Annotated in this window: 21 protein-coding genes and 2 pseudogenes; 13 read left to right on the forward strand and 10 right to left on the reverse strand. The window is 72.4% G+C overall.

Annotation, left to right across the window (positions count from 1 at the left end):
* Positions 1-19: 19 nt before the first annotated feature.
* On the forward strand, positions 20-727 hold the full coding sequence (locus tag ACFY8U_RS10405; RefSeq protein WP_389568369.1) for an enoyl-CoA hydratase family protein: 708 nt from the start codon (positions 20-22) through the stop codon (positions 725-727).
* Positions 715-1326, forward strand: coding sequence for a TetR/AcrR family transcriptional regulator (locus tag ACFY8U_RS10410; RefSeq protein WP_361644503.1), 612 nt, complete (start codon positions 715-717; stop codon positions 1324-1326). The genes ACFY8U_RS10405 and ACFY8U_RS10410 overlap by 13 nt, the downstream gene beginning before the upstream one ends.
* On the opposite strand, the gene ACFY8U_RS10415 is transcribed toward ACFY8U_RS10410, so the two are convergent.
* Entirely contained in the window at positions 1293-3017 is a 1725-nt protein-coding gene (locus ACFY8U_RS10415; protein WP_389568371.1) for an FAD-dependent monooxygenase, read from the reverse strand. The genes ACFY8U_RS10410 and ACFY8U_RS10415 overlap by 34 nt on opposite strands.
* 139 nt (positions 3018-3156) lie before the next feature.
* On the opposite strand from ACFY8U_RS10415, the gene ACFY8U_RS10420 reads away from it, so the two are divergent.
* Together ACFY8U_RS10420 and ACFY8U_RS10425 are read left to right on the forward strand one after the other, a co-directional pair.
* Complete coding sequence (locus ACFY8U_RS10420; RefSeq protein WP_389568374.1) at positions 3157-3279, forward strand: hypothetical protein; 123 nt, start codon at positions 3157-3159, stop codon at positions 3277-3279.
* A gap of 91 nt (positions 3280-3370) precedes the next feature.
* Positions 3371-4423, forward strand: coding sequence for an isopenicillin N synthase family dioxygenase (locus ACFY8U_RS10425; RefSeq protein ID WP_389568376.1), 1053 nt, complete (start codon positions 3371-3373; stop codon positions 4421-4423).
* Between the two features lie 210 nt (positions 4424-4633).
* On the opposite strand, the gene ACFY8U_RS10430 is transcribed toward ACFY8U_RS10425, so the two are convergent.
* On the reverse strand, positions 4634-5743 hold the full coding sequence (locus tag ACFY8U_RS10430; protein WP_389568378.1) for a citrate synthase 2: 1110 nt from the start codon (positions 5741-5743) through the stop codon (positions 4634-4636).
* 283 nt (positions 5744-6026) lie between these two features.
* Here ACFY8U_RS10430 and pdxH point away from each other — a divergent pair, with 283 nt between their 5' ends.
* Positions 6027-6677: a pyridoxamine 5'-phosphate oxidase gene (gene pdxH / locus ACFY8U_RS10435; protein ID WP_389569690.1), complete on the forward strand. Its 651-nt coding sequence runs from the start codon at positions 6027-6029 to the stop codon at positions 6675-6677.
* Here the strand turns inward: pdxH and ACFY8U_RS10440 are convergent.
* A complete protein-coding gene (locus ACFY8U_RS10440; RefSeq protein WP_389568380.1) occupies positions 6669-7547 on the reverse strand; it encodes a winged helix-turn-helix transcriptional regulator in 879 nt (292 codons plus the stop codon). The two genes, pdxH and ACFY8U_RS10440, sit on opposite strands and share 9 nt — an antisense overlap.
* 131 nt (positions 7548-7678) lie before the next feature.
* Between ACFY8U_RS10440 and ACFY8U_RS10445 the strand changes: the two genes are divergently transcribed.
* From ACFY8U_RS10445 to ACFY8U_RS10455, 3 genes are read left to right on the forward strand one after another with little or no spacing between them, the layout of a single operon-like run.
* On the forward strand, positions 7679-8482 hold the full coding sequence (locus ACFY8U_RS10445) for an ABC transporter permease (protein ID WP_389568382.1): 804 nt from the start codon (positions 7679-7681) through the stop codon (positions 8480-8482).
* 1 nt (position 8483) lies between these two features.
* The gene (locus ACFY8U_RS10450) at positions 8484-9467 is read left to right on the forward strand and encodes an ABC transporter ATP-binding protein (protein WP_389568385.1); all 984 of its coding nucleotides are present in this window, start codon (positions 8484-8486) and stop codon (positions 9465-9467) included.
* On the forward strand, positions 9464-10285 hold the full coding sequence (locus tag ACFY8U_RS10455) for an ABC transporter permease (protein WP_389568387.1): 822 nt from the start codon (positions 9464-9466) through the stop codon (positions 10283-10285). The genes ACFY8U_RS10450 and ACFY8U_RS10455 overlap by 4 nt, the downstream gene beginning before the upstream one ends.
* Positions 10286-10294: 9 nt before the next feature.
* Here ACFY8U_RS10455 and ACFY8U_RS10460 read toward each other — a convergent pair whose 3' ends face one another.
* The gene (locus tag ACFY8U_RS10460; RefSeq protein ID WP_389568390.1) at positions 10295-12115 is read right to left on the reverse strand and encodes an FG-GAP repeat domain-containing protein; all 1821 of its coding nucleotides are present in this window, start codon (positions 12113-12115) and stop codon (positions 10295-10297) included.
* 603 nt (positions 12116-12718) lie between these two features.
* Here ACFY8U_RS10460 and ACFY8U_RS10465 point away from each other — a divergent pair.
* Positions 12719-14060: pseudogene (locus ACFY8U_RS10465) on the forward strand (PAS domain-containing protein); the annotation flags it as partial.
* Between the two features lie 139 nt (positions 14061-14199).
* Here the strand turns inward: ACFY8U_RS10465 and ACFY8U_RS10470 are convergent.
* The gene (locus tag ACFY8U_RS10470) at positions 14200-14967 is read right to left on the reverse strand and encodes an SIS domain-containing protein (protein ID WP_389568393.1); all 768 of its coding nucleotides are present in this window, start codon (positions 14965-14967) and stop codon (positions 14200-14202) included.
* A gap of 160 nt (positions 14968-15127) precedes the next feature.
* On the opposite strand from ACFY8U_RS10470, the gene ACFY8U_RS10475 reads away from it, so the two are divergent.
* Positions 15128-15820, forward strand: a complete 693-nt coding sequence (locus ACFY8U_RS10475) for an iron dependent repressor, metal binding and dimerization domain protein (protein WP_361437255.1) — start codon at positions 15128-15130, stop codon at positions 15818-15820.
* 135 nt (positions 15821-15955) lie between these two features.
* Here ACFY8U_RS10475 and ACFY8U_RS10480 read toward each other — a convergent pair.
* Positions 15956-16147 (reverse strand): annotated as a pseudogene (locus ACFY8U_RS10480) (MerR family transcriptional regulator); the annotation flags it as partial.
* 542 nt (positions 16148-16689) lie between these two features.
* Here ACFY8U_RS10480 and ACFY8U_RS10485 point away from each other — a divergent pair.
* The gene (locus ACFY8U_RS10485; RefSeq protein ID WP_389568396.1) at positions 16690-17541 is read left to right on the forward strand and encodes an alpha/beta fold hydrolase; all 852 of its coding nucleotides are present in this window, start codon (positions 16690-16692) and stop codon (positions 17539-17541) included.
* Between the two features lie 81 nt (positions 17542-17622).
* Here ACFY8U_RS10485 and ACFY8U_RS10490 read toward each other — a convergent pair whose 3' ends face one another.
* The 3 genes from ACFY8U_RS10490 to ACFY8U_RS10500 all read right to left on the reverse strand — a co-directional run bounded on the left by ACFY8U_RS10490 (position 17623) and on the right by ACFY8U_RS10500 (position 19763).
* The gene (locus tag ACFY8U_RS10490) at positions 17623-18858 is read right to left on the reverse strand and encodes a serine hydrolase domain-containing protein (RefSeq protein ID WP_389568398.1); all 1236 of its coding nucleotides are present in this window, start codon (positions 18856-18858) and stop codon (positions 17623-17625) included.
* 171 nt (positions 18859-19029) lie between these two features.
* On the reverse strand, positions 19030-19452 hold the full coding sequence (locus tag ACFY8U_RS10495; protein WP_361598627.1) for an SRPBCC domain-containing protein: 423 nt from the start codon (positions 19450-19452) through the stop codon (positions 19030-19032).
* On the reverse strand, positions 19449-19763 hold the full coding sequence (locus ACFY8U_RS10500; RefSeq protein WP_361598624.1) for a metalloregulator ArsR/SmtB family transcription factor: 315 nt from the start codon (positions 19761-19763) through the stop codon (positions 19449-19451). Before ACFY8U_RS10500 ends, ACFY8U_RS10495 begins: the two co-directional genes overlap by 4 nt.
* 184 nt (positions 19764-19947) lie before the next feature.
* Between ACFY8U_RS10500 and ACFY8U_RS10505 the strand changes: the two genes are divergently transcribed.
* On the forward strand, positions 19948-20127 hold the full coding sequence (locus tag ACFY8U_RS10505) for a hypothetical protein (protein ID WP_389568401.1): 180 nt from the start codon (positions 19948-19950) through the stop codon (positions 20125-20127).
* A 137-nt stretch (positions 20128-20264) separates the two neighbouring features.
* Entirely contained in the window at positions 20265-21440 is a 1176-nt protein-coding gene (locus ACFY8U_RS10510; RefSeq protein ID WP_389568403.1) for a hypothetical protein, read from the forward strand.
* A 26-nt stretch (positions 21441-21466) separates the two neighbouring features.
* Here the strand turns inward: ACFY8U_RS10510 and ACFY8U_RS10515 are convergent, their stop codons facing one another.
* The gene (locus ACFY8U_RS10515) at positions 21467-22339 is read right to left on the reverse strand and encodes an arginase family protein (protein ID WP_389568405.1); all 873 of its coding nucleotides are present in this window, start codon (positions 22337-22339) and stop codon (positions 21467-21469) included.
* Positions 22340-22373 lie beyond the last annotated feature (34 nt).

Below are 22373 nucleotides of genomic sequence, written 5' to 3' on the forward strand. Positions count from 1 at the left end.
CCGAGCTGAGGGACGACGCATGAAGCTGGACCGTGGCATCGCCACACTGACGCTGGACTCCCCGGAGAACCGCAACGCGCTCTCGGCGGCCCTGGTCGCCGAGCTGGCGGAGGCGCTCACCGAGTGCGGGCAGGACCCGGCCGTACGGGCGGTGGTCCTCACCCACACCGGCTCCACGTTCAGCGCGGGCGCCGACCTGAAGGCGCCGCCGAGCCCGTACGCCTTCGTGGACCTGCTCCGGCAGATCGTCGGGCTGCCGAAGCCGGTGGTGGGCGTGGTGCGCGGCCACGTCCGGGCCGGCGGCCTCGGGCTGCTCGGGGCGTGCGACATCGTGGTGGCCTCGGACGCGTCGGACTTCGCGCTCACGGAGGTACGGATCGGGGTCGCGCCCGCCGTCATCTCGCTGACGCTGCTGCCGAAGCTGGAGCCGAGGGCGGCGGCGCGGTACTACCTGACGGGGGAGCGCTTCGGGACGGCGGAGGCCCGCGCGATGGGCCTGGTGACGGCAGGCGAGGACGCCCTGGACGCCGTCCTGGACGGCCTTCGCACGGGCTCCCCGCAGGGGCTGGCCGAGTCGAAGCGCCTGGTCACGGCTAAAGTCCTGGAGACCTTCGAACGCGAAGCGGAGGACCTGGTCCAGAGGTCGGCCTCGCTCTTCGCCTCCGCCGAGGCGCGCGAAGGGATGACGGCCTTCCTCGAACGACGGGAACCCGAATGGCGGTTGTGACCGGCCCCAAGCAGGACAGGAGCCGCGCCACCCGGCAGCGGCTCCTGGAGGCGGCGGTGTCCTGCCTGGCCGAACACGGCTGGGCGGGCTCCACCGTCTCGGTGGTCGCGGAGCGGGCGGGCGTCTCGAGGGGCGCGGCGCAGCACCACTTCCCCACCCGGGAGGACCTCTTCACGGCGGCCGTCGAGTACGTCGCCGAGGAGCGCTCCGAGGCCCTGCGCACCCTCCCGGCCCGCGACCGCCGGGAGGCCGTGTCGGCCCTGGTGGACCTCTTCACCGGGCCGCTGTTCCGCGCCGCCCTCCACCTCTGGGTGGCGGCGGCCCACGAGCCGCAGCTCCACGCGCGCGTGCAGGAGCTGGAGGCGCGTGTCGGCCGCGAGTCCCACCGCATGGCGGTGACCCTCCTCGCCGCGGACGAGTCGGTCCCGGGCGTACGGGAGACGGTTCAGGGCTTCCTGGACATGGCCCGTGGCCTGGGGCTCGCGACCCTTCTGACGGACGACCGGGCCCGCCGGGACCGGGTGGTGGCCCAGTGGTCGAAGCTCCTGGACGAGGCGCTGGGGGCTCAGGCGTCCGGCACGGACAGCGCCGCCAGGTAGCCGGTGAGCGCCGCCGCGGTGCCGGCGAGCGGGAAGCGGGCGCCGAGCTGCCCGTCGGGACGGACGAGGAACCCGGTCGGGCCGTCGGGCCGGTAGAGCCGGGCGAACTCCCCTGCCGCGTCCCGGTATCCGAAGCGGCCGGCCGAGGCGGCGGGTGCGTCGGACGAGGCGGGCGCGTCGGACGAGGCGGGTGCCTCGGGCGCGTCGGACGAGGCTTCCCGGGCGAGCACCGCGACCGTCGACAGACGGCCGTCCTCCGACGACTCCTGACCGCCGACGGCCTTCAGCACCACCGCGCCCGCCTCCACCGCCCTGGCCAGATCCTCGGGGTCGGCCGCGTACAGCAGCAGGACGTGCCCGGTGCGGCCGCGCAGGACGTCGAGGAGCCGGAGCGGATAGGCGGCGAGGGGGAGGGGCAGGCCCCCGCAGTCCGGTGCCCGGTCGCCGGGCTGGGGCGCGTCGTCCCGACCGTAGGGGCTGCCGGCGAGCGGACCGTCCCGGTAGGTGACGAGCAGTTGGGCCTCCCGGAGCATCAGGGTCGCCGGGTCCTCGGCATCGCTCTCGATGCCTCGGTTCGCGTGCCGGACGGTCCGGCCCACGACCTCCTCGCCTACCGGGCGGCGCTCGGCGTCGTAGCTGGCGAGCAGGGCGGTCCCGGCCTCCCCGCGCAGGACGAGGGCGAGTTTCCAGGCCAGGTTGCAGGCGTCCTGGATGCCGGTGTTCATGCCCTGGGCGCCGGTGGGCGGGTGGATGTGGGCGGCGTCGCCCGCGACGAAGACCCGGCCCTCGCCGTACCGGTCGACAATCCGGTGGCTGATGCGGAAGACGGAGGACCAGCGCAGCGTGGAGACGCGGGTCGGGGCGGGGGCCAGCCGGTCGACCACGGCCTGGATGTGGGACAGCTCGGGGGCCGCGCCGCCCTCCAGGCCGTGCGCCACGCCGTCGCCCCGCTCCTTCCCCGCGCCCTGGGCGGACAGCTCGGGCGGGACCGTCATCGACATCCGGTAGCGGCGGGTGCCGGGCAGCGGGATGCAGACGAGTACGTCGTCGGTCGAGCCGTCCTCGGCGCGGTGCAGGGACCGTACGCCGTACCCGTCCGGGAGGTCCCAGTCGGTCTCGACGTCGCCGAGCATGTACTCCTCCGGGAAGGCCCCGCCCTCGTAGCTGAGGCCGAGCCCCTTGCGGACGGTGCTGTGCGCGCCGTCGCAGCCGATCAGGAAGCGGGCGCGCAGCTCCTCCTCGGCGCCGGAGGCGGTCCGCAGCCGGGCGGTCACCCCGTCCGCGTCCTGGGCGAACGACAGCAGTTCGGTGCCGCGCTCGATGACCGTGCCCAGGCCCGCGACGTACTCCTCCAGGAGCCGCTCGGTCTCGTACTGCGGCAGCGCGGCGAACCGGTACGGGACCTCCGGCGGCAGGGAGAGCTCGAACCGGCCCTGTTCCCTGCCGTCGACGTAGAGCAACTGGCCGCGCAGCGGGACGGCGCGTTCCAGGACGGCGCGGGCCAGTCCCATCCGGTCCCAGATCTCCAGCGTGCGCGGCTGGATGCCGACCGCCTTCGCGTACGGGAGGCGGGCCGGCAGCCGGTCGACGAGCCGGCATTCCACCCCGCGGCGGCGCAGCTCCGCGGCGGCGCTCAGCCCCACCGGGCCGGCGCCCACGATCAGCACGTCGGTCGTACGGGTGTGTGCCACGAGTGACTCCTCATGCACCTGGCCCCCGGCGCGGTCCCGTCCCATGGTCACCCGCCGGCACGCGAGCGGCGAGCGGAGCGGGTGCCCCGGTGGGCCGCGAACCGCGCCGGAGCATCCGTGACCGAGCACACACGCGGTCGTGACCCACGCCACATACGTCCGGCCCGCCCCGCAGTACGCTGGTTCCATGCTTCCGCTCGTACGCCGCCGCCACGTGGACTTCGTCCGCGTCACGAGCATGGGCTGTCGGCGCTCCGCCTGACCTCGAGCCCCCCTTCTTCTCCAGGCACCCGCGCCCCCGCCCCACCCCTGGCGGCGCGCCCGGGCACCCGTACACCCCGCGGACGCACACCATGACGCACTCGTCGCACACCCAGCCGTACAGCTCCCAGCTCCCGATCGTCGACCTCTCGGCCGCCGACCGCGGGCCGCGGGACCGACGCCTCCTCCATGCCCAGCTGCACTCCGCCGCCCACGACGTCGGCTTCTTCCAGCTCGTCGGGCACGGAGTCACCGAGGCCGAGACGGCGGCCCTCACCTCCGCGATGAAGGCGTTCTTCGCCCTCCCGGAGGCCGACCGGCTCGCCCTCGACACCACCAACTCGCCGCACTTCCGCGGCTACACCCGCATCGGCGACGAGCGCACCGGCGGCTCACGCGACTGGCGCGACCAGCTCGACATCGGTGCCGAGCGCCCCGCGCACGTCCCGGGCCCGGGCGAGGCCCCGTACTGGTGGCTCCAGGGCCCGAACCAGTGGCCCGCGGCCCTTCCCGAGCTGCGCCTGGCCGCCCTCAACTGGGTCGAGCGCCTCAGCGCGGTCGCCCAGCGGCTGCTGCACGAACTGCTGGCCTCGATCGGTGCGCCCGAGGGCTTCTACGACGACATCTTCGGGGCCCAGGCCCACCCGCACCTCAAGCTGGTGCGCTACCCGGGAAGCGCCGGGGACGGCGCCGACCAGGGTGTGGGCGCCCACAAGGACTACGGCTTCCTCACCCTGCTCCTGCAGGACCACGTCGGCGGCCTCCAGGTCGAGCGGGAGGACGGTCTCTTCCACGACGTGCCGCCGCTGCCCGGTGCCTTCGTCGTGAACCTGGGCGAGCTGCTCGAAGTGGCGACCAACGGCTATCTGATCGCCACCAACCACCGGGTGGTCTCCCCGCGCGGGGCGACGGAGCGCTTCTCCGTCCCGTTCTTCTACAACCCGCGGCTCGACGCGCGGATCGCGCCGCTGCCCTTCCCGTACGCCTCGACGGCGCCGGGGATCACGACCGACCCGGCGAACCCGCTGTTCGCCGAGTACGGCCGCAACGAACTGAAGGGCAAGCTGCGCGCCCACCCGCTGGCCGCGGCGCGCCACCACGCGGACCTGCTGCTCACGGAGGACCGGCGCCTCACGACGGCGTGACGGACGCCTGAACCCGGGCCCGGCCGGGACGGCAGGGCCCGGCCGAGCCGGCCGACGCCCGAGCGGGGTCCGACCGGGGCAGGCTGTGCGGGCTCGCCCCGGTGCGTGTCGCCCTTCTCCGCGTCGCTGAGTCGCTGTGGCACCGTGCCGGTACGTCGCCGTGCCGGTACGTCGCCGTGCCGCTTCGGCGCGCGTTGGCCCCGCGCGGGCTCAGCCCGCGTAGGCCGCCAGGTCGGCGTAGCCCGTGATCTCCTGCGGGTTGCGCTGGCCCGGGCCGATGTACCGCGCCGAGGGGCGGACCAGGCGGCCGGTGCGCTTCTGCTCCAGGATGTGCGCCGACCAGCCCGCCGTACGGGCGCAGGTGAACATCGACGTGAACATGTGCGCCGGGACCTCGGCGAAGTCCAGCATGATCGCCGCCCAGAACTCCACGTTCGTCGCCAGGACACGGTCCGGGCGGCGGTTGTGCAGCTCCTCCAGGGCCGCCTTCTCCAGCGCCTCCGCGACCTCGAACCGCGGCGCGGCCAGCTCCTTGGCCGTACGGCGCAGGACGCGGGCGCGCGGGTCCTCGGCACGGTAGACGCGGTGACCGAAGCCCATCAGGCGCTCGCCCTTGTCCAGGGCCTTCTTCACGTACGCGGTGGCGTCGCCGGTCCGCTCGATCTCCTCGATCATGCCGAGGACGCGGGACGGGGCGCCGCCGTGCAGCGGACCGGACATCGCGCCCACGGCGCCGGACAGCGCCGCGGCCACGTCCGCGCCCGTCGAGGCGATGACACGGGCGGTGAACGTGGAGGCGTTCATGCCGTGCTCGGCGGCCGAGGTCCAGTACGCGTCGACGGCCTTGACGTGGCGCGGGTCCGGCTCGCCGCGCCAGCGGATCATGAACCGCTCGACGACCGTCTGCGCCTTGTCGATCTCGCTCTGCGGGACCATCGGGAGGCCCTGGCCGCGCGCCGACTGGGCGACGTACGACAGCGCCATGACGGCGGCGCGGGCGAGGTCCTCGCGGGCCTGCTCGGCGTCGATGTCGAGCAGCGGCTTGAGACCCCAGACGGGGGCGAGCATGGCGAGCGCGGACTGCACGTCGACGCGGATGTCACCGGAGTGCACGGGGATCGGGAACGGCTCGGCCGGCGGCAGACCGGGGTCGAACGCCCCGTCGACCAGCAGACCCCAGACGTTGCCGAACGAGACGTGACCGACCAGGTCCTCGATGTCTACGCCGCGGTACCGGAGGGCGCCGCCCTCCTTGTCCGGTTCGGCGATCTCCGTTTCGAACGCGACGACTCCCTCGAGCCCGGGTACGAAGTCGGACATCAGGCGGCTCCTCAATCGATGATCAATCATCCAGCGGTTTGGTGGACCTGTCGGTCGGAAGGACCGGGAGGTCGGAGGGGACCTGTCGGCCGGTGAGGCCTGTTGGTCGGGAATGAACAGTCATCCAGCCCAAGAGTCTGTACGGTTCCGATGATGCGGGGAAGCGTGACATCCGGCACAGTGCGCCGATCCGGCGAGGAAGGATTAGCGGGCCTCGATGCCGGGCAGGCTCCGCCTCTGCGGCAGGATGATTCCTGTGACCGACGCCTTCGATCCCGCCGACATGCGCGAGCAGTACCGCACCACGGAGCTGACTGTGGCCGACCTCGCCCCTGAACCGATCGAACAGTTCACGCGCTGGTTCAAGATCGCCGCCACCAGCCCGGCGATCCACGAGCCGAACGCCATGGTCGTCTCGACCGCGACGCCCGACGGCCGCCCCTCCTCGCGCACGGTGCTCCTGAAGCACTACGACGAGGCCGGTTTCGTCTTCTACACGAACTACGGCTCCCGCAAGGGCGGCGAGCTGGCCGCCAATCCGTGCGTCTCGCTGCTCTTCCCCTGGCACCCGCTGGCCCGCCAGGTCATCGTCACGGGGCGCGCGGTCCGTACGGGCAGGGACGAGACCGTCGCGTACTTCCGCACCCGCCCGCACGGCTCCCAGCTGGGCGCCTGGGCCAGCCACCAGTCCTCGGTGATCGAGTCGCGCGACGAGCTGCTCGCCCGGTACGAGGAGCTGACGGCGCGCTACCCGGCGGGCGAGCAGGTCCCGGTGCCCCCGGAGTGGGGCGGCATCCGGGTCGTGCCGGAGGCGGTGGAGTTCTGGCAGGGGCACGAGAACCGGCTGCACGACCGGCTGCGGTACGTGCGGGTGGGCGAGGGCGAGGGCGAAGGCGACATCGGCGAGTGGCGCGTGGAGCGCCTCTCACCCTGACAGCTTCGCCGCCTCCACCAGCGCTTCCTCGACGGCGTGCGGGATGTCGGTGACCGGAAAGCGCGCGTGCCGTACGGTCCGCTCGCGGTCCACGACCAGGACGGCGCGCTTGAGCCGCAGCGCCTGCCCGGCGCGGAAGGTCGGCAGCCGGAGCGCCGCCGAGAGCCGGGCGTCCATGTCGGAGAGCAGGGGGAAGGGGATGTCCTCGGCGGCGGCGAAGGCCCGCTGCTCGTCGGGGCGCTGGGTCGAGACCCCGTGGACGGCGATCCCGGCCGCCGTGAAGTCCCCGTACGCGTCCCTGAACAGCCGGTTCTCCAGCGTGCAGCCGACCGTGCCGGGGATGTCGTTCCAGCCGTCGGGCAGCGGGCTCGGCCGCCCGGTCGCGGGGTAGCAGAAGAGCACCGTCGCGGCGGCGTCCGGGTCCACGGGGTCCCGCTCGGCGCCGGTGTGCGCGGGCAGGGTCAGGCGCGGCAGCCGGGTGCCGGGGAGTTCGTGGACGCGGAGGGCCTCGGCGCTGTGCTCGTCGGCGGAGGCGGTGAGGGTGCCGTCGCCGAGCAGCCAGCGGTCGGACCAGTCCTGCATCGCGACCAGGACGGGGAGCAGGGCGCGCCCTGCCGGGCTGAGCCGGTACTCGTACCGCACCGGCCCCTCCTGGTACGGCACCTTGTCGAGCACGCCGCTGTCGACGAGATGGCCCAGGCGCTCGGCGAGGACCTTGCGGGAGATGCCGAGCTCGCCCTGGAGCTCGTCGAAGCGGTGGCGGCCGCGCGCGGTCTCCCGTACGAGCAGCAGGCTCCACCAGTCGCCGACGACGGCGGCGGCCTGGGCGATCGCGCAGGCGGCGTCGCGCTCGGGCACGGCTCGGACCATGCGCTCCTCCTCGGTCGGGCAACTGCTCCATCTTGCGCCATCGAGTGAGTTCCCGATAGAAACTCAGTGTAAGTTCCGAAAGGAAACTCGCTGATCGCAGAGATCGATTCACAGGGGGAGGGATCGCTCGTATGCCCATAGCCTGGGCAACCGCCTGGCGCACCTGGCAGATGACCCGCCGCGCCTACCCATGGACCTACGCCATCGGCACGGTCCTGCCCGCCGCGCTCGCCATCTCGCTGGCGTACCTCGGCTACCACGTCGTCGGCGGCGGAGCCGTCGCCGACGACTTCGCCGCGGGCAGCGGCACCACCGCCTACCTCGCCTACATCGTCGTCGGCGCCACCGCCTTCCAGTTCACCGTCCGCCTCATCCTCTGGTCGGCGAAGGCGCTGATCACCGAGCAGCGGGAGGGCACGCTCGGCGCCCTCCTGATCGCCCCGGCCGGCCGCTTTCCGTACCTCGCGGGCTTCACCGCCTTCGCCGTGCTGAGCAGCCTGGTCGAGTTCCTCGCGCTCGGCGTCTTCGTCGCCCTGCTCGGCCTCTCCGTCCCCGTGGCCTCCGCGGCCGGCCTGCTCCTTGGCGTCCTCGCGCTCGCCGGCGCCGTCTTCGCGCTCTCGGTCGGGCTCGGCGGACTGATGATCGCCGCGGGCGAGGCGCACATCTCGCAGAACACCGTCTTCATCGTCCTCGGCCTGGTCGGCGGCTTCACCTTCCCCCGCGCCTACCTGCCCGATCCCGTCCAGTGGTTCGCCGAACTGCTCCCGACGACCGCGGCGACGGACGTCCTGCACGCGGCGACCACCGGCGGCCAGCCGCTGCCCGACCTCCTGCCGAGGCTGGCGGTGTGCGCCGCGGTCAGCGCCGTGTACCTGCTGCTCGGCCTGACGTACCTGCCGCGGGCCGAGGCCCGGGCCGTAGAAAGGACGTACTGATATGCAGGGCTCGACGGGCATTCAGGTGCGCGCGCTCACCAAGGACTTCCCCGTACGCGACAAGGGGATCTTCGGCCCGCGCTCGCTCAAGCGGGCGGTCGACGGCATCGACCTCGACATCCCGCCCGGCCGGATCACCGGCCTCCTCGGTCTCAACGGCGCCGGCAAGACCACGACCATCAAGATCCTCGCCACCCTGCTGCGCCCCACCTCCGGCACGGTCGCGGTCGACGGGCTCGACACCGTCGCCGACGCCCGCGCCGTACGCCGCCGCATCAACCTCATCGCGGGCGGCGAGCGCATGGTCTACACCCGCATGACCGGCCGTGAGAACCTCTGGTACTTCGGCCAGCTCTACGACGTACCCAAGCGCGAACTGCGCGCCCGCATCGACGAGTTGCTGAGCCTGGTCGGCCTGTCGGACGCGGCCGACACCATGGTCGAGCGGTACTCGCGCGGCATGACCCAGCGCCTCGCCATCGCCCGCGGTCTCGTCAACACGCCCGACTACCTGCTGCTCGACGAGCCGACCCTCGGCCTCGACGCCCCGATCGCCCGAGACCTGCGCCGCGTCGTGGCCCGCCTCGCCGAGGAGGGTACGGGCGTCCTCCTCACCTCCCACTACCTCGCCGAGGTCGAGGAGCTCTGCGGTCATGTGTACGTGATCTCCGCGGGCCGCCACCTCGCCGAGGGCAGCCCCGGGGAGCTGAAGGCGGCCACCGGCAGCCACCGAACGATCCGCCTCACGGTCACGAACCCGGGCACGGCGACCGCCGCGGTGGCCGAACGCTTCGGCGCGGTACGCGAACCCCTCCCCGAGGGCGCCGAGTTGATCACCCTGCGCCACCCGGACGACATGGCGGGCCCGCTCGCGGCCGCCGTCGTCGAGGCGGGCGGCTCGATCGGCGGCCTGGAAATAGCGGAAGCGAGCCTGGAGGACGCGATCCTGGCGCTGGCGGAGGCCGGCGAGGAGGCCCTCGTATGAACCACGCGCTGAGAGTCTTCGCGGCGGAGGCGCTGAAGCAGCACCGCCGCCTCTTCGGCCAGCCGCTCGTCGCCTTCTCGATGCTCGTCTGGCCGGTCCTCCAACTGGCCACCACCTACTACACGTTGCGCCCGGTCGCCACGGCCTCCCCGGCCGCCGCGAACTGGCCGCTCGCCGCCGACCCGGACCGTCTCCTCGCCTTCCTGGCCACCGGAACCCTCGCGTACGCCTTCTTCTTCTCCCTCGTCCAGAGCGCCTGGCACTTCTCCTTCGAGCGGGCCACCGGCACGCTGGAGCTCCTCTTCCTCTCCCCGGCCGGCCGCCTCACCCTCATGATCGCCAACGGCGCGGGGGCGCTCCTCCAGAACGCCTGGCTGCTCACCTGCTTCACCGTCGCCGCCCTCACCGGCTTCGGCGCGCTGTCGGTCTCCGCCTGGTGGATGTACGGAGTCGTCTTCCTCGCCCTGCTGGTCCCGGCGGTCGCGTGGGGCGCGTTCCTCAACAGCCTGCTGGTCTTCTCGCGCGACTCGGCGTTCCTGTACACGATCCTCGACGAGCCGCTGTGGTTCGTCTCGGCCGTCCGCCTGCCGCACTTCGCCCTGCCCGCGGCGATCCAGGTCGTCGGCGCGGTCTTCCCGCTCACCGGCAGCCTGATCGCCGTCCGCGGCGCCCTGCTCGAACACCGCACGCTGACGGACCTCGCCCCGGCACTCCTCGGCCTCACCGCCCTGAGTGCACTGCTGCTGGGGGCGGCGGCGGTGATCCTCAGGGCCGGCGAGGCCCGGTCGCAGCGCACGGGCCGGCTGTCGATGGCCTAGTGCGTGTGGTCAGCTCATGTGGTTGTACGTGCGCCCCGCATGGACGTCGGTGACCTTGCGGGAGTGGAACGGCCGGTGACGGTCGCCGGTGCCGGAGTAGAGGTAGACGGTCTTCGAGCCCGGGTGGGCGGCGAACAGGTCGGCCCTGCCGTCGTGGTCGACGTCTCCGGCGCCGATGAGCTGGGAGTACGTCTGCCAGCCGCCGCCGATCCTCGTGCGCTGGACGAAGGTGCCGTCGCCCCTCCCGAGGTAGAGCCACAGCACGCCGTTCCTGTCGCGGGCGACGAGGTCGCCGGCCGGACCGCCGGCGAGGTTGCCGACGGCGACGAGCTGGTCGTAGATGCTCCAGCCGGTGCCGATGCGCTCGCGGGCCTCGAAGGGACGGTTCGTCTCGCCGGTGCCCTTGTACAGCCAGAGGACGCCGGCCTTGTCGATGGCGACGAGGTCCGTGCGCCCGTCTTCGGTCAGGTCGCTGCCGCCGGTGAGGGTGGCGTACGTCTGCCACCCTCCGCCGACCCGCTGGCGCCCGTGGACGCCGCCTCCGCCATAGGTCTGGGGCAGCCAGAGGACGCCGTCCTTGTCGCGGGCGACCACATCGGCGGTGACTCCCAGGCCGACGATGTTCCCGACGACCTCGATCTTGTCGTACACCTGCCAGCCGGTGTTCAGGGACACCGGACGGGAGCCGTTCCCGGCGTCGTCGGTCCACAGCGCGCCCTTGGCGTCCCGGGCGAGCAGGTCCGGATGGCCGTCGGCGTTCACGTCGTGCATCGCGGTGGTGGCGGAGCCCTGGCGCCCCAGGAGCGTGACGACGGGCCGGCCGTCCGCGCCGAGGGTGAGGCGGAAGATGCCGTCGACGCCGGCGGTGCGGCCCTGCGTGATCTTGACCGAGGCGTTGGGGGTGGCGGTCGACCCGAAGGAGAAGTCGAGCACCTTGACGGTCTCGCCCGACCGCAGATGGCGGGCCGTCCCGTCGTACATCAGCCAGTCACCGAGCAGCTCGATGTCCAGGAGGTGGTGAACGGTCTTGCCCGGGACGACGACGACGCTCTCGGCTCCGGTCGCGCGGTCGCGGACGACGACCCGAAGGGTGTTCGTGCCGGTGTCGGCCTCGACCCATGCGAAGCGCTCGCCGGAGAGAGCGACATCGCGTTCCAGGGCGCCCTCCGGGTACGGGAACGTCTCCGTCACGGAGGCGGTGGCCAGATCGATGAGCGCGCGTCGTCGCTCGTGCGCCTCTGTCCGGTAGGCGAGCAGGCCGAACCCGGCGTCGAGCGGCTTCACCCTCTCGTACGAAGTCCCGTCCGGCAGACCTGTCACGCGGCGCGGACCGGAGTCCTTCGTCTTCATCCAGAGCCCGCCCGGTGTGCCCATGAACAGAGCCGCACCGGCGGTTCCCATGTCCTCGGCGTCCAGCCAGCCGGGCACCCCGCCCGAGCGGAACGACTCCCCGGTGGCCAGGTTCGTGGCCGTGGCCCCGTACCCCTCGGGAGACACGACCATCCAGTCCCCGGAGGCCTTGACCGAGCCCCGGAGGCCGGAGTACGCCAGGTCACGGCCGGCGCCCGTCCCGTAGGGGGTCCAGCGCAGCGTCCTGCCGAACTCGTCGTCGCTCGGGACCGCCGTGACATACCCCGTTCCGCTCGCGCTCATCAGATCGGCGCCGGGCACGAGCGTGCGGACCTCGGCCGTGTCAGCCGTGGCGGCTGTCCGGACGGAGACGGCGGCGCCCGCCGGAGCTGCGGCCAGGGTGCCCGCGCCGAGGGTGACGGCGAGGACCGTGGCGACGGCGGCGCCGAGGCGGCGACGGGGCATGCGTACGGGAAGCAAGAGGTGTCCTCCTGGGCGAACGGGCGGTCGCGCACCGGTGCGCGCCGTCCGGTTCGACCGCCGGACAGGGGAACAGGTTGTACACGCCGGCCCGAAAACGCAGACGACCCGTGGGCCTTGGTCCCGTCCGCTCGAGTTCGGACGAGAGCCGGCCGGACTTACCGGCGGCCCACGGGTCGGGTGACTGCTTGGGTATCGGCAGCTGTCCTGCCGAGGTGCACAGAGTGCGACGGCAGGCCGTTAGCCCGCAGTCACCTCACGAGTCCGAAAAGAAATCATGTTTTCGGATCACCTCCTTTCGCGTGTGCTCCACACCCTAGGAACCCTTCCGCGAAGCCTCAAGCGATTTATTACGCCGATTTCCCCCGGAACACGCTGCGTCGATCGGTGGCTCTCGCGCCGTGACCGCGCGCCCCGCGCATGCCGGGCGCGAGGTCCGTCCGCCCGCCTCCGCGTACCTCCGCGTACCTCCCCGCCCGCCCCGTGTTCGTTTCCGGGACGCAACGATTTCATTGAACCGGGTGTGTCCTGGGTCACGTTCAAGTTGAATGATCTGAGACGTGCGGATGCACGTGCGTACACCGTCCTGCAGGGGGTGCCGGGATGAGTGCTGCCAGGAGTGGGACCGCGGAGCGGCGCGACGCGGAGGGGCCGGGGGCCGATCTGCTCGCCGCGCTCCTCGACGGAATGGACGCGGCGCTCTGTGCCTTCGACGCCGACGGCGCCGTCACGCACTGGAACAAGGAGGCCGAGCGGATCCTCGGCTGGTCGGCCGAGGAGGCCGTAGGCCGGCGCGGCTTCGAGGGGTGGGCGGCGCGGCCCGCCGACGCCGTCGAGGCGCTGGCCCGTCTGATGGCCGCGATGGAGGCGCCGGGCCGGCTGGTGAACGAGTTCGCGCTGGTCCGGAAGGACGGCGGCCGCGTCCTCGTACGGACGCAGTCCGCAGGCGTGCGCGGCGCGGACGGAAAGCCCGCCGGGGTGTACTGCGCGTTCAGCGAGGTGCATGCGCAGATCGATCTGGAGCGCTCGATCGCGCTCAGCGAGGCGCTGTTCGACGACGCGTCCTGGGGTGTCGTGCTCGTCGACGTGGACCTGCGCCCCACCGTCGTCAACGGCCACGCGGCCCGGGTCATGGGCGCGGGCCGTACGACCCTGCTCGGCCGGCCGCTGGGGGAGCTGATCGCGCAGGGTGTGGAGGAGCTCGAGTCCGCGCTGGAGCACGTGCTCGCGGAGGGTGCGCCGAAGGGCGCGGCCGAGGTGTGGGTGACGCTCCGGACGCCGGAGGGCGAGCGGAGGCGGTGCTGGCGCAGCGGGTTCGTGCGACTGGCGTCGCCGCTGGCGGAGGAGCCGGTTCCGCTGGGGGTCGGGTGGCTGTTCCAGGACGTCACCGAGGAGCGGCTCGCCGAGCAGGAGGCGGACCGGCTGCGCTTCCGGTACAGCCAGTTGCACCGCGGGGGCGCGGTGGCGGCCGAGTGCGAGGACCCGAAGGAGGCGGCGACGGTCCTGCTGGACTTTCGCGCTCGCGGGCTTCGCCGACCACGCGCTCGTCGACGTGGCGGCGGGGGAGCGGCGGCTCGTACGGGTGGCGGCGACGCCGACGGGCGAGCCGGGCCCGGTCGTTCCCGTCGCGGGCGGCGGCATCCCGCTGCGCTACCCGTCGGGCCACCCGGTCCTCCAGGCCCTCTCCCGTACGGGACCGGTACGGGCGTCGGCGCCCGCCACGGCGGGCCCGCAGGCGGCCGAGGACTGGGCGACGACGCGTCACTGGCCCCGGGACGCGGTCCACGCGCTCTGCCTGCCGCTGCGCAGCAGGGGCAGGACGGTGGGCGCGGTGACGTTCCTGCGCTCCGGGTCCCGTACGGCCTTCGAACGACCGGACGCGGTCTACGCGGAGGCGGTGGCGGTACGGGTCGCGGCCTCACTGGACCTGGCGGAGGCGACCGGAGCGGGAACGGGTACGGGAACGGGTACGGGCACGGCTTCAGGCTCCGACTCCGGCTCGGGGCCCGGCTCGGGCTCCGGTTCGGGATGGCCCGGGCGGCGGTAGCGGCAGTCGCCCCCGGGCCGTCGGGAGCCCGTCCCGGTCAGTGGCGGTAGAAGATCCGGTCGGCGTACTCGGTCATCACGCGGCCGTTCCACTCGTGCCCGCCGTCGACGTTCCCCGACCGCAGCAGCGGCGGCTCGATGCCCAGGCGGACCATCTCCTCGGCCGCCGCGGCCATCGTGGCCTGCATCAGGGCACTGGTGACGACGGTCGAGGCCGGGGCGAAGGGCGCCTCGATGGCCTCGTGCGTCAGCTCCGCGTCGCCGACCGCGATCCGCGAGTCGAGCACGATGTCGCAGTGGTCCTTCAGGTACGTCCCCGAGACGTGCCGGGACTTCGTCTCCGTCGCGTACGCCACCGAGGTGACACCGATCACCGTCAGGCCGAGGGCGCGGGCGTTCATCGCCATCTCGACGGGCAGGGCGTTGCGGCCGGAGAGCGAGATGATGATCAGGACGTCGCCGGCCCTGGCGGGCGAGGAGTCGAGCACCGCGCCGGCGAGGCCGTCCACGCGCTCCAGGGCGGAGCCCAGCGTCGCCGGCATGACGTCGACGCCGACGACCCCGGGGACGGCCAGGAGGTTCATCAGCGCGAGGCCGCCCGCCCGGTAGACGACGTCCTGGGCGGCCAGCGACGAGTGGCCCGCGCCGAAGGCGAAGAGCCGGCCGCCGGCGGCGACGGCCTCGGCGATCGCGGTCCCGGCGGCGGCGATCTCCTCGGCGTCCTGGTCGCGGACCTGCTGGAGCAGGCCGATCGCCGCGTCGAAGAACTGTCCTGCCAGCTTGGACTCGCGCGCGCTGTCGCCCATTGCCGAAGCTCCTTGTCGTCGTGTCGCGGATCACGGTGCGGTCTGGACCATTGGTCTGTCAATACTGCCTTTCCCCTTCGTTTCTCCCGCGGGGCACGGTTGTCAGTGGGATGCGTAAGAATTGGTGCAGGGCCAGCGCACGACTCATCGAGGGGCACGTATGTCCGGACTGATCGACACAACGGAGATGTATCTCCGCACCATCCTCGAGCTGGAGGAGGAAGGTGTGGTCCCCATGCGCGCCCGGATCGCGGAGCGGCTCGATCAGAGCGGCCCGACGGTCAGCCAGACGGTGGCCCGCATGGAGCGCGACGGCCTGGTGGCCGTCGCGAGCGATCGACACCTGGAGCTGACGGACGAGGGCCGGCGGCTGGCGACGCGAGTGATGCGCAAGCACCGGCTCGCCGAGTGCCTGCTCGTCGATGTGATCGGTCTGGAGTGGGAGCAGGTCCACGCGGAGGCCTGTCGCTGGGAGCACGTGATGAGCGAGGCCGTCGAGCGGCGCGTCCTGGAGCTCCTGCGGCACCCGACGGAGTCGCCGTACGGCAACCCGATCCCGGGCCTCGAGGAGCTGGGGGAGAAGGCCGAGGCGGAGTCCTTCCTGGACGACTCGATGGTCTCCCTCGCCGACCTGGACCCGGGCCCGGACGGCAAGACGGTGATCGTGCGCCGGATCGGGGAGCCGATCCAGACGGACGCCCAGCTGATGTACACGCTGCGCCGCGCGGGCGTGCAGCCCGGCTCGGTGGTGAGCGTGACGGAGTCGGCGGGCGGCGTCCTGGTCGGCAGCAGCGGCGAAGCGGCCGAACTGGAGCCGGACGTGGCGGCCCACGTCTTCGTGGCGAAGCGCTAGGCGGTAGTGACCGACGCGGAGTCCCCGCGGGTTGGACGGGAATCCCCGTGGACCCGCGGGGATTCCGCGTTCCCGGAGGCCCCGGCTCCCCCTGTCGGCTCGTTCCGGCCGGTCGGCTCTCTGGTGCGCGGCGGTTCAGGCCACGAGCAGGCGGAGGCCGAGTTCTGCCGCGTCGAGGGCGACGAGGTCCCGGTTGCGCTCGGCCCACCGGCCTGAGGAAAGGCCCTCGCGGAGCTTTTCCACCGCCCGTAGTTCGGCCTGCGGCCCGACCCTGGTCCACACCGACACCGCGCGGCGCACATGGTCGTCCAGGTACGCCTCGGGCCGGCTCACGCCGGCCAGCTCCGCCACACGCCCGACGGTCAGGTGCCCTTCCACGCCTCCGACCATGCGGCATGACGTCACGTGAGGGTCAAGGGCTTCGCTCCCGGCACCGCGCCTGGCCGCGTTCCCGCCCAGGTCCCGGGGGTCGGAGGGTCTCCGCGGCCCGTTTTACGGCGGAATCGCCACGCCCGTGGCCCTCGGCGTGCCACGCTGGGGGGAGCCGTACGGCCGGGGAGGGGTGGGTGAGATGGAGTCGTCCGGGGTGGTGTGCCGCCAGACGGAGAGCCCCGGCGCCCATGGGCGCCGGGGCCTGTCCTCCCCTGTGTCGACCCGGAGCCCCGAGCTCCCAGGGTCGTTCCCCTCGGACCGTTTTCCCCGAGCGGTCCGCCTCCCGCTGAAGATCTCCCCTCGGCGGCCCGCGTCAATCCTTGAGCACGGTCACTCGAACGAGGGGTGTTACGTGGCAGAACCCCATTTTCGAATATGGGTTCGATAGTCTGGCGGTGCTCGACACGCTCGATGGGAAAGAGGGGGTGCCAGGGAACATGGTGCGACGTCTCGATGTCACCGGGGCCGGCGGCGTACGCCTGGCTGCCTGGGAGTTCACAGAAGAGCAGGCAAGGACGACCGGCTCCGGAGTCTTACTTCTGCACGGTCTGATGGGCCGCGCCTCCCACTGGGCCCCCACCGCCCGCTGGCTGGCCGGGCGCCATCGCGTCGTCGCCCTCGACCAGCGGGGTCACGGCCTCAGCGACAAGCCCCCCGCGGGCCCCTTCACCCGCGAGGCGTACGTCTCGGACGCGGCCGCCGCCGTCGAGCAGCTCGGCCTCGGCCCCGTCACCCTCGTCGGCCACTCCATGGGCGCGCTCACCGCCTGGCAGCTCGCCGCCGAGCACCCCGACCTCGTCCAGGCCCTGGTCATCTGCGACATGCGGGCCTCCGCCCTCGGCGCCGCCTCGCAGCGGGAGTGGCAGGACTGGTTCCGCCGCTGGCCGGCGCCCTTCGCCTCGCTCGACGGGGTGCGGAAGTGGTTCGGCGAGGAGGACCCCTGGGTCGAGCGGCCGAACCCCGCGCGCGGTGAGTTCTTCGCCGAGGTGATGACCGAGCGTCCCGACGGCTGGTACCCGGTCTTCGACACCGCCCAGATGCTGACCTCCCGGGAGACCTGGGTCCACGACGCCCACTGGGACTCGCTCGCCCAGGTCCGCTGCCCGACGCTGGTCGTCCGCGGCCTGGACGGCGAGTTGGGCCGCGCCGAGGCCCAGGAGATGGTCCGCGTCCTCCCGCGCGGGGCGTACGCAGAGATCCCGGACGCCGGCCATCTCCTCCACTACGACCACCCGGACGCCTGGCGCACGGCTATCGAGCCGTTCCTCAACGGCGTTTTGACCTCATAGCCCTGACGTCACAAAAGCTCTGAGCGTGTCGGCCGGACCGTGTCGGCCGGACCGCATCGGCCGGACCGCATCGGCCCGACTTCACAGGCGCGTCTCGCTGAGCGGCGGGGGGACCGGCCGGTCGAACACGTTGTCCGGCGTCACGACCTCGGTGACGGCACGCGCGACCAGAGTGCTCGGCTCCTGGCCCCCGGCCGAGATGTCGGTGTTCAGCATGAGCACCATGGTGGCCTTCTGCGAGGGCAGATAGACGGTCACGGTCTCGTAGCCGGGGATGGAGCCGTTGTGCCCGATCCAGCCTCCGGTCTCGAAGATGCCGAGGCCGTAGCTCGTGCCGGGGAAGCCCGTCGGCAGCGTCTTGAGCCGCTCGGCCTGGGTCTCCGGGCTCAGCAGCTCCCCGGTGGCGACGATCTTCGCCCAGCGGCGCAGGTCGTGCAGGTCCGAGATCATCGCCCCCGCGGCCCAGGCCCAACTGGGGTTCCAGTCCGTGGAGTCGACCACCGCGCCGCTCGGCGTCTGGTCGGTGTACCCGCGCGGATGCGGTTCCGGGAACTCCGCCCCCCTCGGGAACAGCGTCTCCCGCAGGCCTGCCGGGCGCAGCACCTGCCTGTCGATGAAGTCGGCGAGGCGCTTGCCGCTGACCTTCTCGACGACGAGACCGAGGAGGATGAGGTTGCTGTTGCAGTACTCGAACTGCGTCCCCGGCGCGAACGTGTTGTCGTGCCGGTAGCCGTAGGCGAGCAACTCGTCCGGGGTGTACGAGCGGGTCGGCTGGCTCTCCAGATCCTGGAGGAAGCCAGGGTCGGAGGTGTACGGGAAGAGTCCGCTGCGCATCTCGGCCAGGTGGCGCAGGGTGATGTTGTCGCCGTTGGGTACGCCGTCGATGTAGCGGGAGATCGGGTCGTCGAGTCCGATCCTGCCCGCGTCGACGAGCTTCAGGAGCGCGGTGACCGTGAAGGTCTTGGTCTCGCTGCCGATCCGCACGGAGCCGTAGGTGCTCATCGGCCTGCCGGTGACCTTGTCGGCGACACCGGTGGCGCGGACGTAGCACCCCTTGCCCGGCATCCACACGCCGGCGACGATGCCGGGGATACCGGCCTGCTCGCGGACGTCCTCGATGGCCTTGTCCAGCCGGGCGGTCAGCTCGGGGCCGAGGCTGCCGCCGTCCCGGCAGTCCTCCGTGCCGTGCGGGTGGACACCGGCGGGGCCTGCGGCGTAGGCGGGGACGGCGGTGGCGGGGGTGGTGGCCATCGGAGCCAGTGCGGACGCCACGAGGAGCGCTGCGGCGAATAGACGGCGGGCGGGGGTACGTCGCATGTCGGGGGCGCCTCTTCCGGTTCAGGGTCGGGAACGCCAACGTGACCCCCGCGATGCCCAGGTACGCCCCTTCCGCGTCCCCAGGCCCCGTGAGTCCACTCGTTCGGACCCGGAACCCGGAACCCGGCCAGGGCCCGTGAGCCCGGACAGGAGCGGCGGCCGGAACCGCTCCTACTGGCCGACGGCGTCCAGGGCCGGTTCGATGCGCTTCAGCAGGCCGGGCCATCCGCGGCCCATTCCTTCGAGGGCCGCCTTGCCGAGCGGGGAGTCGAGGTCGAACCCGGCGTGCTCCAGGAAGAGCCGCGTGCCCGTGCCCTCGGGGTGGAGCTCCCACGTGATCGTGGTGTCCAGCGAGCCGGGGGCGAAGCTGTAACGGAGGAGGCGCTCGGGCTCGACGGCGAGCACCTCGCACTCCTGGTGCCCCCAGTTCCCCATGTCCAAGGTGAAGCGGTGGCCCACGACGGCCCGTACGTCACCGGCGGCCCACCAGCGGGCGTGGAGCTCGGGATCGGTCAGCGCCTTCCAGACCTTGGCGGGCGGGTGGGCGATGAACTGGTCGCAGCGGATGACGTTCGGTTCGGTGGGGGTGCTCACGGGTTCTCCTCGTCGATCAGGTCGCTCAGCGCCCGCATCCGGGTGCGCCAGTAGTGCTCGAAGGGGTGCAGCCACTCGCCGACCTCGGCCAGGGGTGCCGCCTCCAGGTGGTAGTAGCGATGCCTTCCCCGGGGCTCCTCGCGCACCAGCCGCGCGTTCCTGAGCACCGCCAGGTGCTCGGAGACCGCGGGCCGGCTCAGCTCGAACTCGCCGGCGAGCTCACCGGCCGCCCGCGGTCCGTCGCGCAGGGCCTCCAGGAGACGGCGTCGTACGGGATTGGACAGGGCGCTGAAGACATCGACCACCACCATGCACAGCACTATGCGTCGGAGAATTCCGACGTGTCAACTTTTCCCGACGCGTCGATGGTCGCGGCGCCCGGCCGCCGTCCTGTCGCCGCCCCGCCCGTCGCCCCAACTCCCCATTCCCCGCAGGGTGGTTGCGCGATATCTTCACTCCACCTTCACATCGAAGGACAAACGGGAGGACACGTACATGAAGAAGACCCTCGCCAAGGCCGCCCTCGCCCTCGCCGCGGTCGCCGCGTTCGCCGTCGTCGTCGCGGGCCAGAGCTCCGACGGTGACGCAGCCAGTGCGAGCAGCCGGGAGACGGGCACCGTGAAGACGGTGGTGGAGGCGGCCTCCGGGGACAAGAAGGTCGAGGTCGTCAAGTAACAGGACCCACCGCCGGAGCCGTCGGCAGGGACGCAGGGGCGGCACGGACTGCCCTCGGCCTTGCCTCCGCGGCCCTCACGCGTGGTGGCTCCCCGGTGCTAGGAGTGGAGACAAGCCGCCCAGCAACAGGAGCCACCATGAAACGCGACCGCGAACGCGAAGAGCCGGGGCGGCCCGCCCCCGCGCCTCGGGGGACCGAGACCCGGTCGCAGGGCCGGAGCGGGTCCCCGGCCCCGGGGAACCCCGTACTCGCCCCGGACACGCTCGCCGCGCTCCAACGCAGCGTGGGCAACGCGGCCGTGGCCCGGATGGTGCAGCGCCCCTCCGTGCACGGACCGGGCGGCGAGGCACCTGTCCAGCGCGTCCTGGCGAAGGGCCTCGACAGAGGGACCGCCGTCGTCAAGCACGAGGACGACGGAGACCGTACGGGCTACACGATCGACAAGTTCAGCCTCGGGTCCTATCTGGTCGCCGGCCCGGACAGCAAGAAGGTCCGCGTGTCCCCGGTCGCCAAGGACTGGGGAACCGTCGAGGGCGCCGAGGAGTCCCGCGCCACCTACCTGGCCTCCCGTCAGAAGGAGCTGGATCCGGCCGTCCTCGCCGCCAAGCAGAAGCAGCAGGATCTCAACCTCGGCGAGAACTACCTCAGCGCGGACTACCGCCGGATCAATCCGCTCCTGGCGGCCTTCGCAGAGGTCGGCTACGCCCCTTCACAGATCACCGCCCCCGACTTCTCCTTCCAGGCGAAGGAGCAGGAGGTGCTCGACGCATGGCGCAGGGTGGCCGTCGCGCGGAACTACGCGACCCAGGACACCACGGAAGGGTGGGACGCGAACCACCTCCGGAACACGTACGAGATCTTCGCCCGCATCAACGGCGTGTGGAGCGACTTCGACAAGACCCCCGCCAATGCCGACGGGCAGGTGGTGCGGGGCGACAGCAAGCACGTCTACGACTCCTTCGAAGGCGTTCTGAAGCCCGACGAACACCCCGACGGCGGCTACGTCACGATCAACAAGACGGTCGAATGGCCGGCGATCCTGTCCACCACGTTCGGCGATCCGCTGACCCACACGTACGTGGCGGGCAAGGAGGTCGTCTGGGAGTTCGGCCTGCCGGACGAGCACCAGGGGAGGTCGCTCGGCAAGAACAACGCGTCCGAGCAGGAGATGACCTTCCCTGTCGGCACCAGGATCGACATCAAGCGGATCCTCGTACGTAAGGGCGATTTCGCGTCGGAGATGGAGGCGAAGTACGGCAAGAGCGCGGCCGTGATCGTGTTCGCCGACATCCTCGGACGAGACACCCCCTGAGAGGCCGCACCACGGCGGGCCGGCCGCTAGACCGAGAGGCCTCGGCGCAGGCATTCGGTCAGCCGGGCGGCGATGGTCCCGTCGGGGTCGAGGCGCGGGTTGAAGATGGTGACGTCGAACCCGACGGCCCGCTCGTGGCCCAGGGCCGTCCTCAGCACGTCCTCCAGCTCGGCCCAGCTCAACCCACCGGGCTGGCGGTAGTCGACGGCGGGCATGACCGCGTCGTCCAGGACGTCGACGTCGAGGTGGACCCAGTACCCGTCCCCTTCCCGCTCGGCGAGGCGGTCGACGGCGCCGCGGGCGGCCTCGCCCGCGCCGACCGCGCGCACGTCGTCGAGGGGGAGGGCGTACAGCCGGGGCGGGAGCGGCCGGCTCCCCGCCGCGGCGGACTCGTCGGCGTCCCGGAACCCGAACGCGACCACGTCCTCGTCCCGCACCAGCGGCCCCCGCCCTTCGAGATCGGCGAGCGGCCGGGGGCCGCGCCCGGTGGCCAGGGCGAGTTCCATCGACGCGACCTCACCGGTCGGCTCGGCGGACGGCTGGTAGAAGTCCGTGTGCCCGTCGAGGAACAGCAGGCCGTGGCGGCCCCGGCGGCGCAGAGCGAGGAGGTTGCCGAGCAGGATGCTGCAGTCACCGCCGAGTACGACCGGAAAGCGCCCGGAGTCGAGCACCGCGCCGACGACGTCCGCCAGCTGTACGGAGTACCGCGCGATGCCATCCGGGTTGAGCACCCCGGTCGCGGCGTCCCGCACCGGGTCGTACGCCGGTGCCTCGACCCGCGCGACCCGCGCCACTGTGCCGAGTACGGCCCCCGGCAGCTCCTCGACCCCGGACGGCCGCAACCCGAGCACGGACGGTGCCTCGACGACGGCGAGGCCACGCTCGCTGGGCAGCGCCATACGTCCATGGTGTCCCACCCGGGCAGGCCGTGCG

The sequence above is a fragment of the Streptomyces sp. NPDC012508 genome, from assembly GCF_042902595.1.
Classification (GTDB): Bacteria; Actinomycetota; Actinomycetes; order Streptomycetales; family Streptomycetaceae; genus Streptomyces.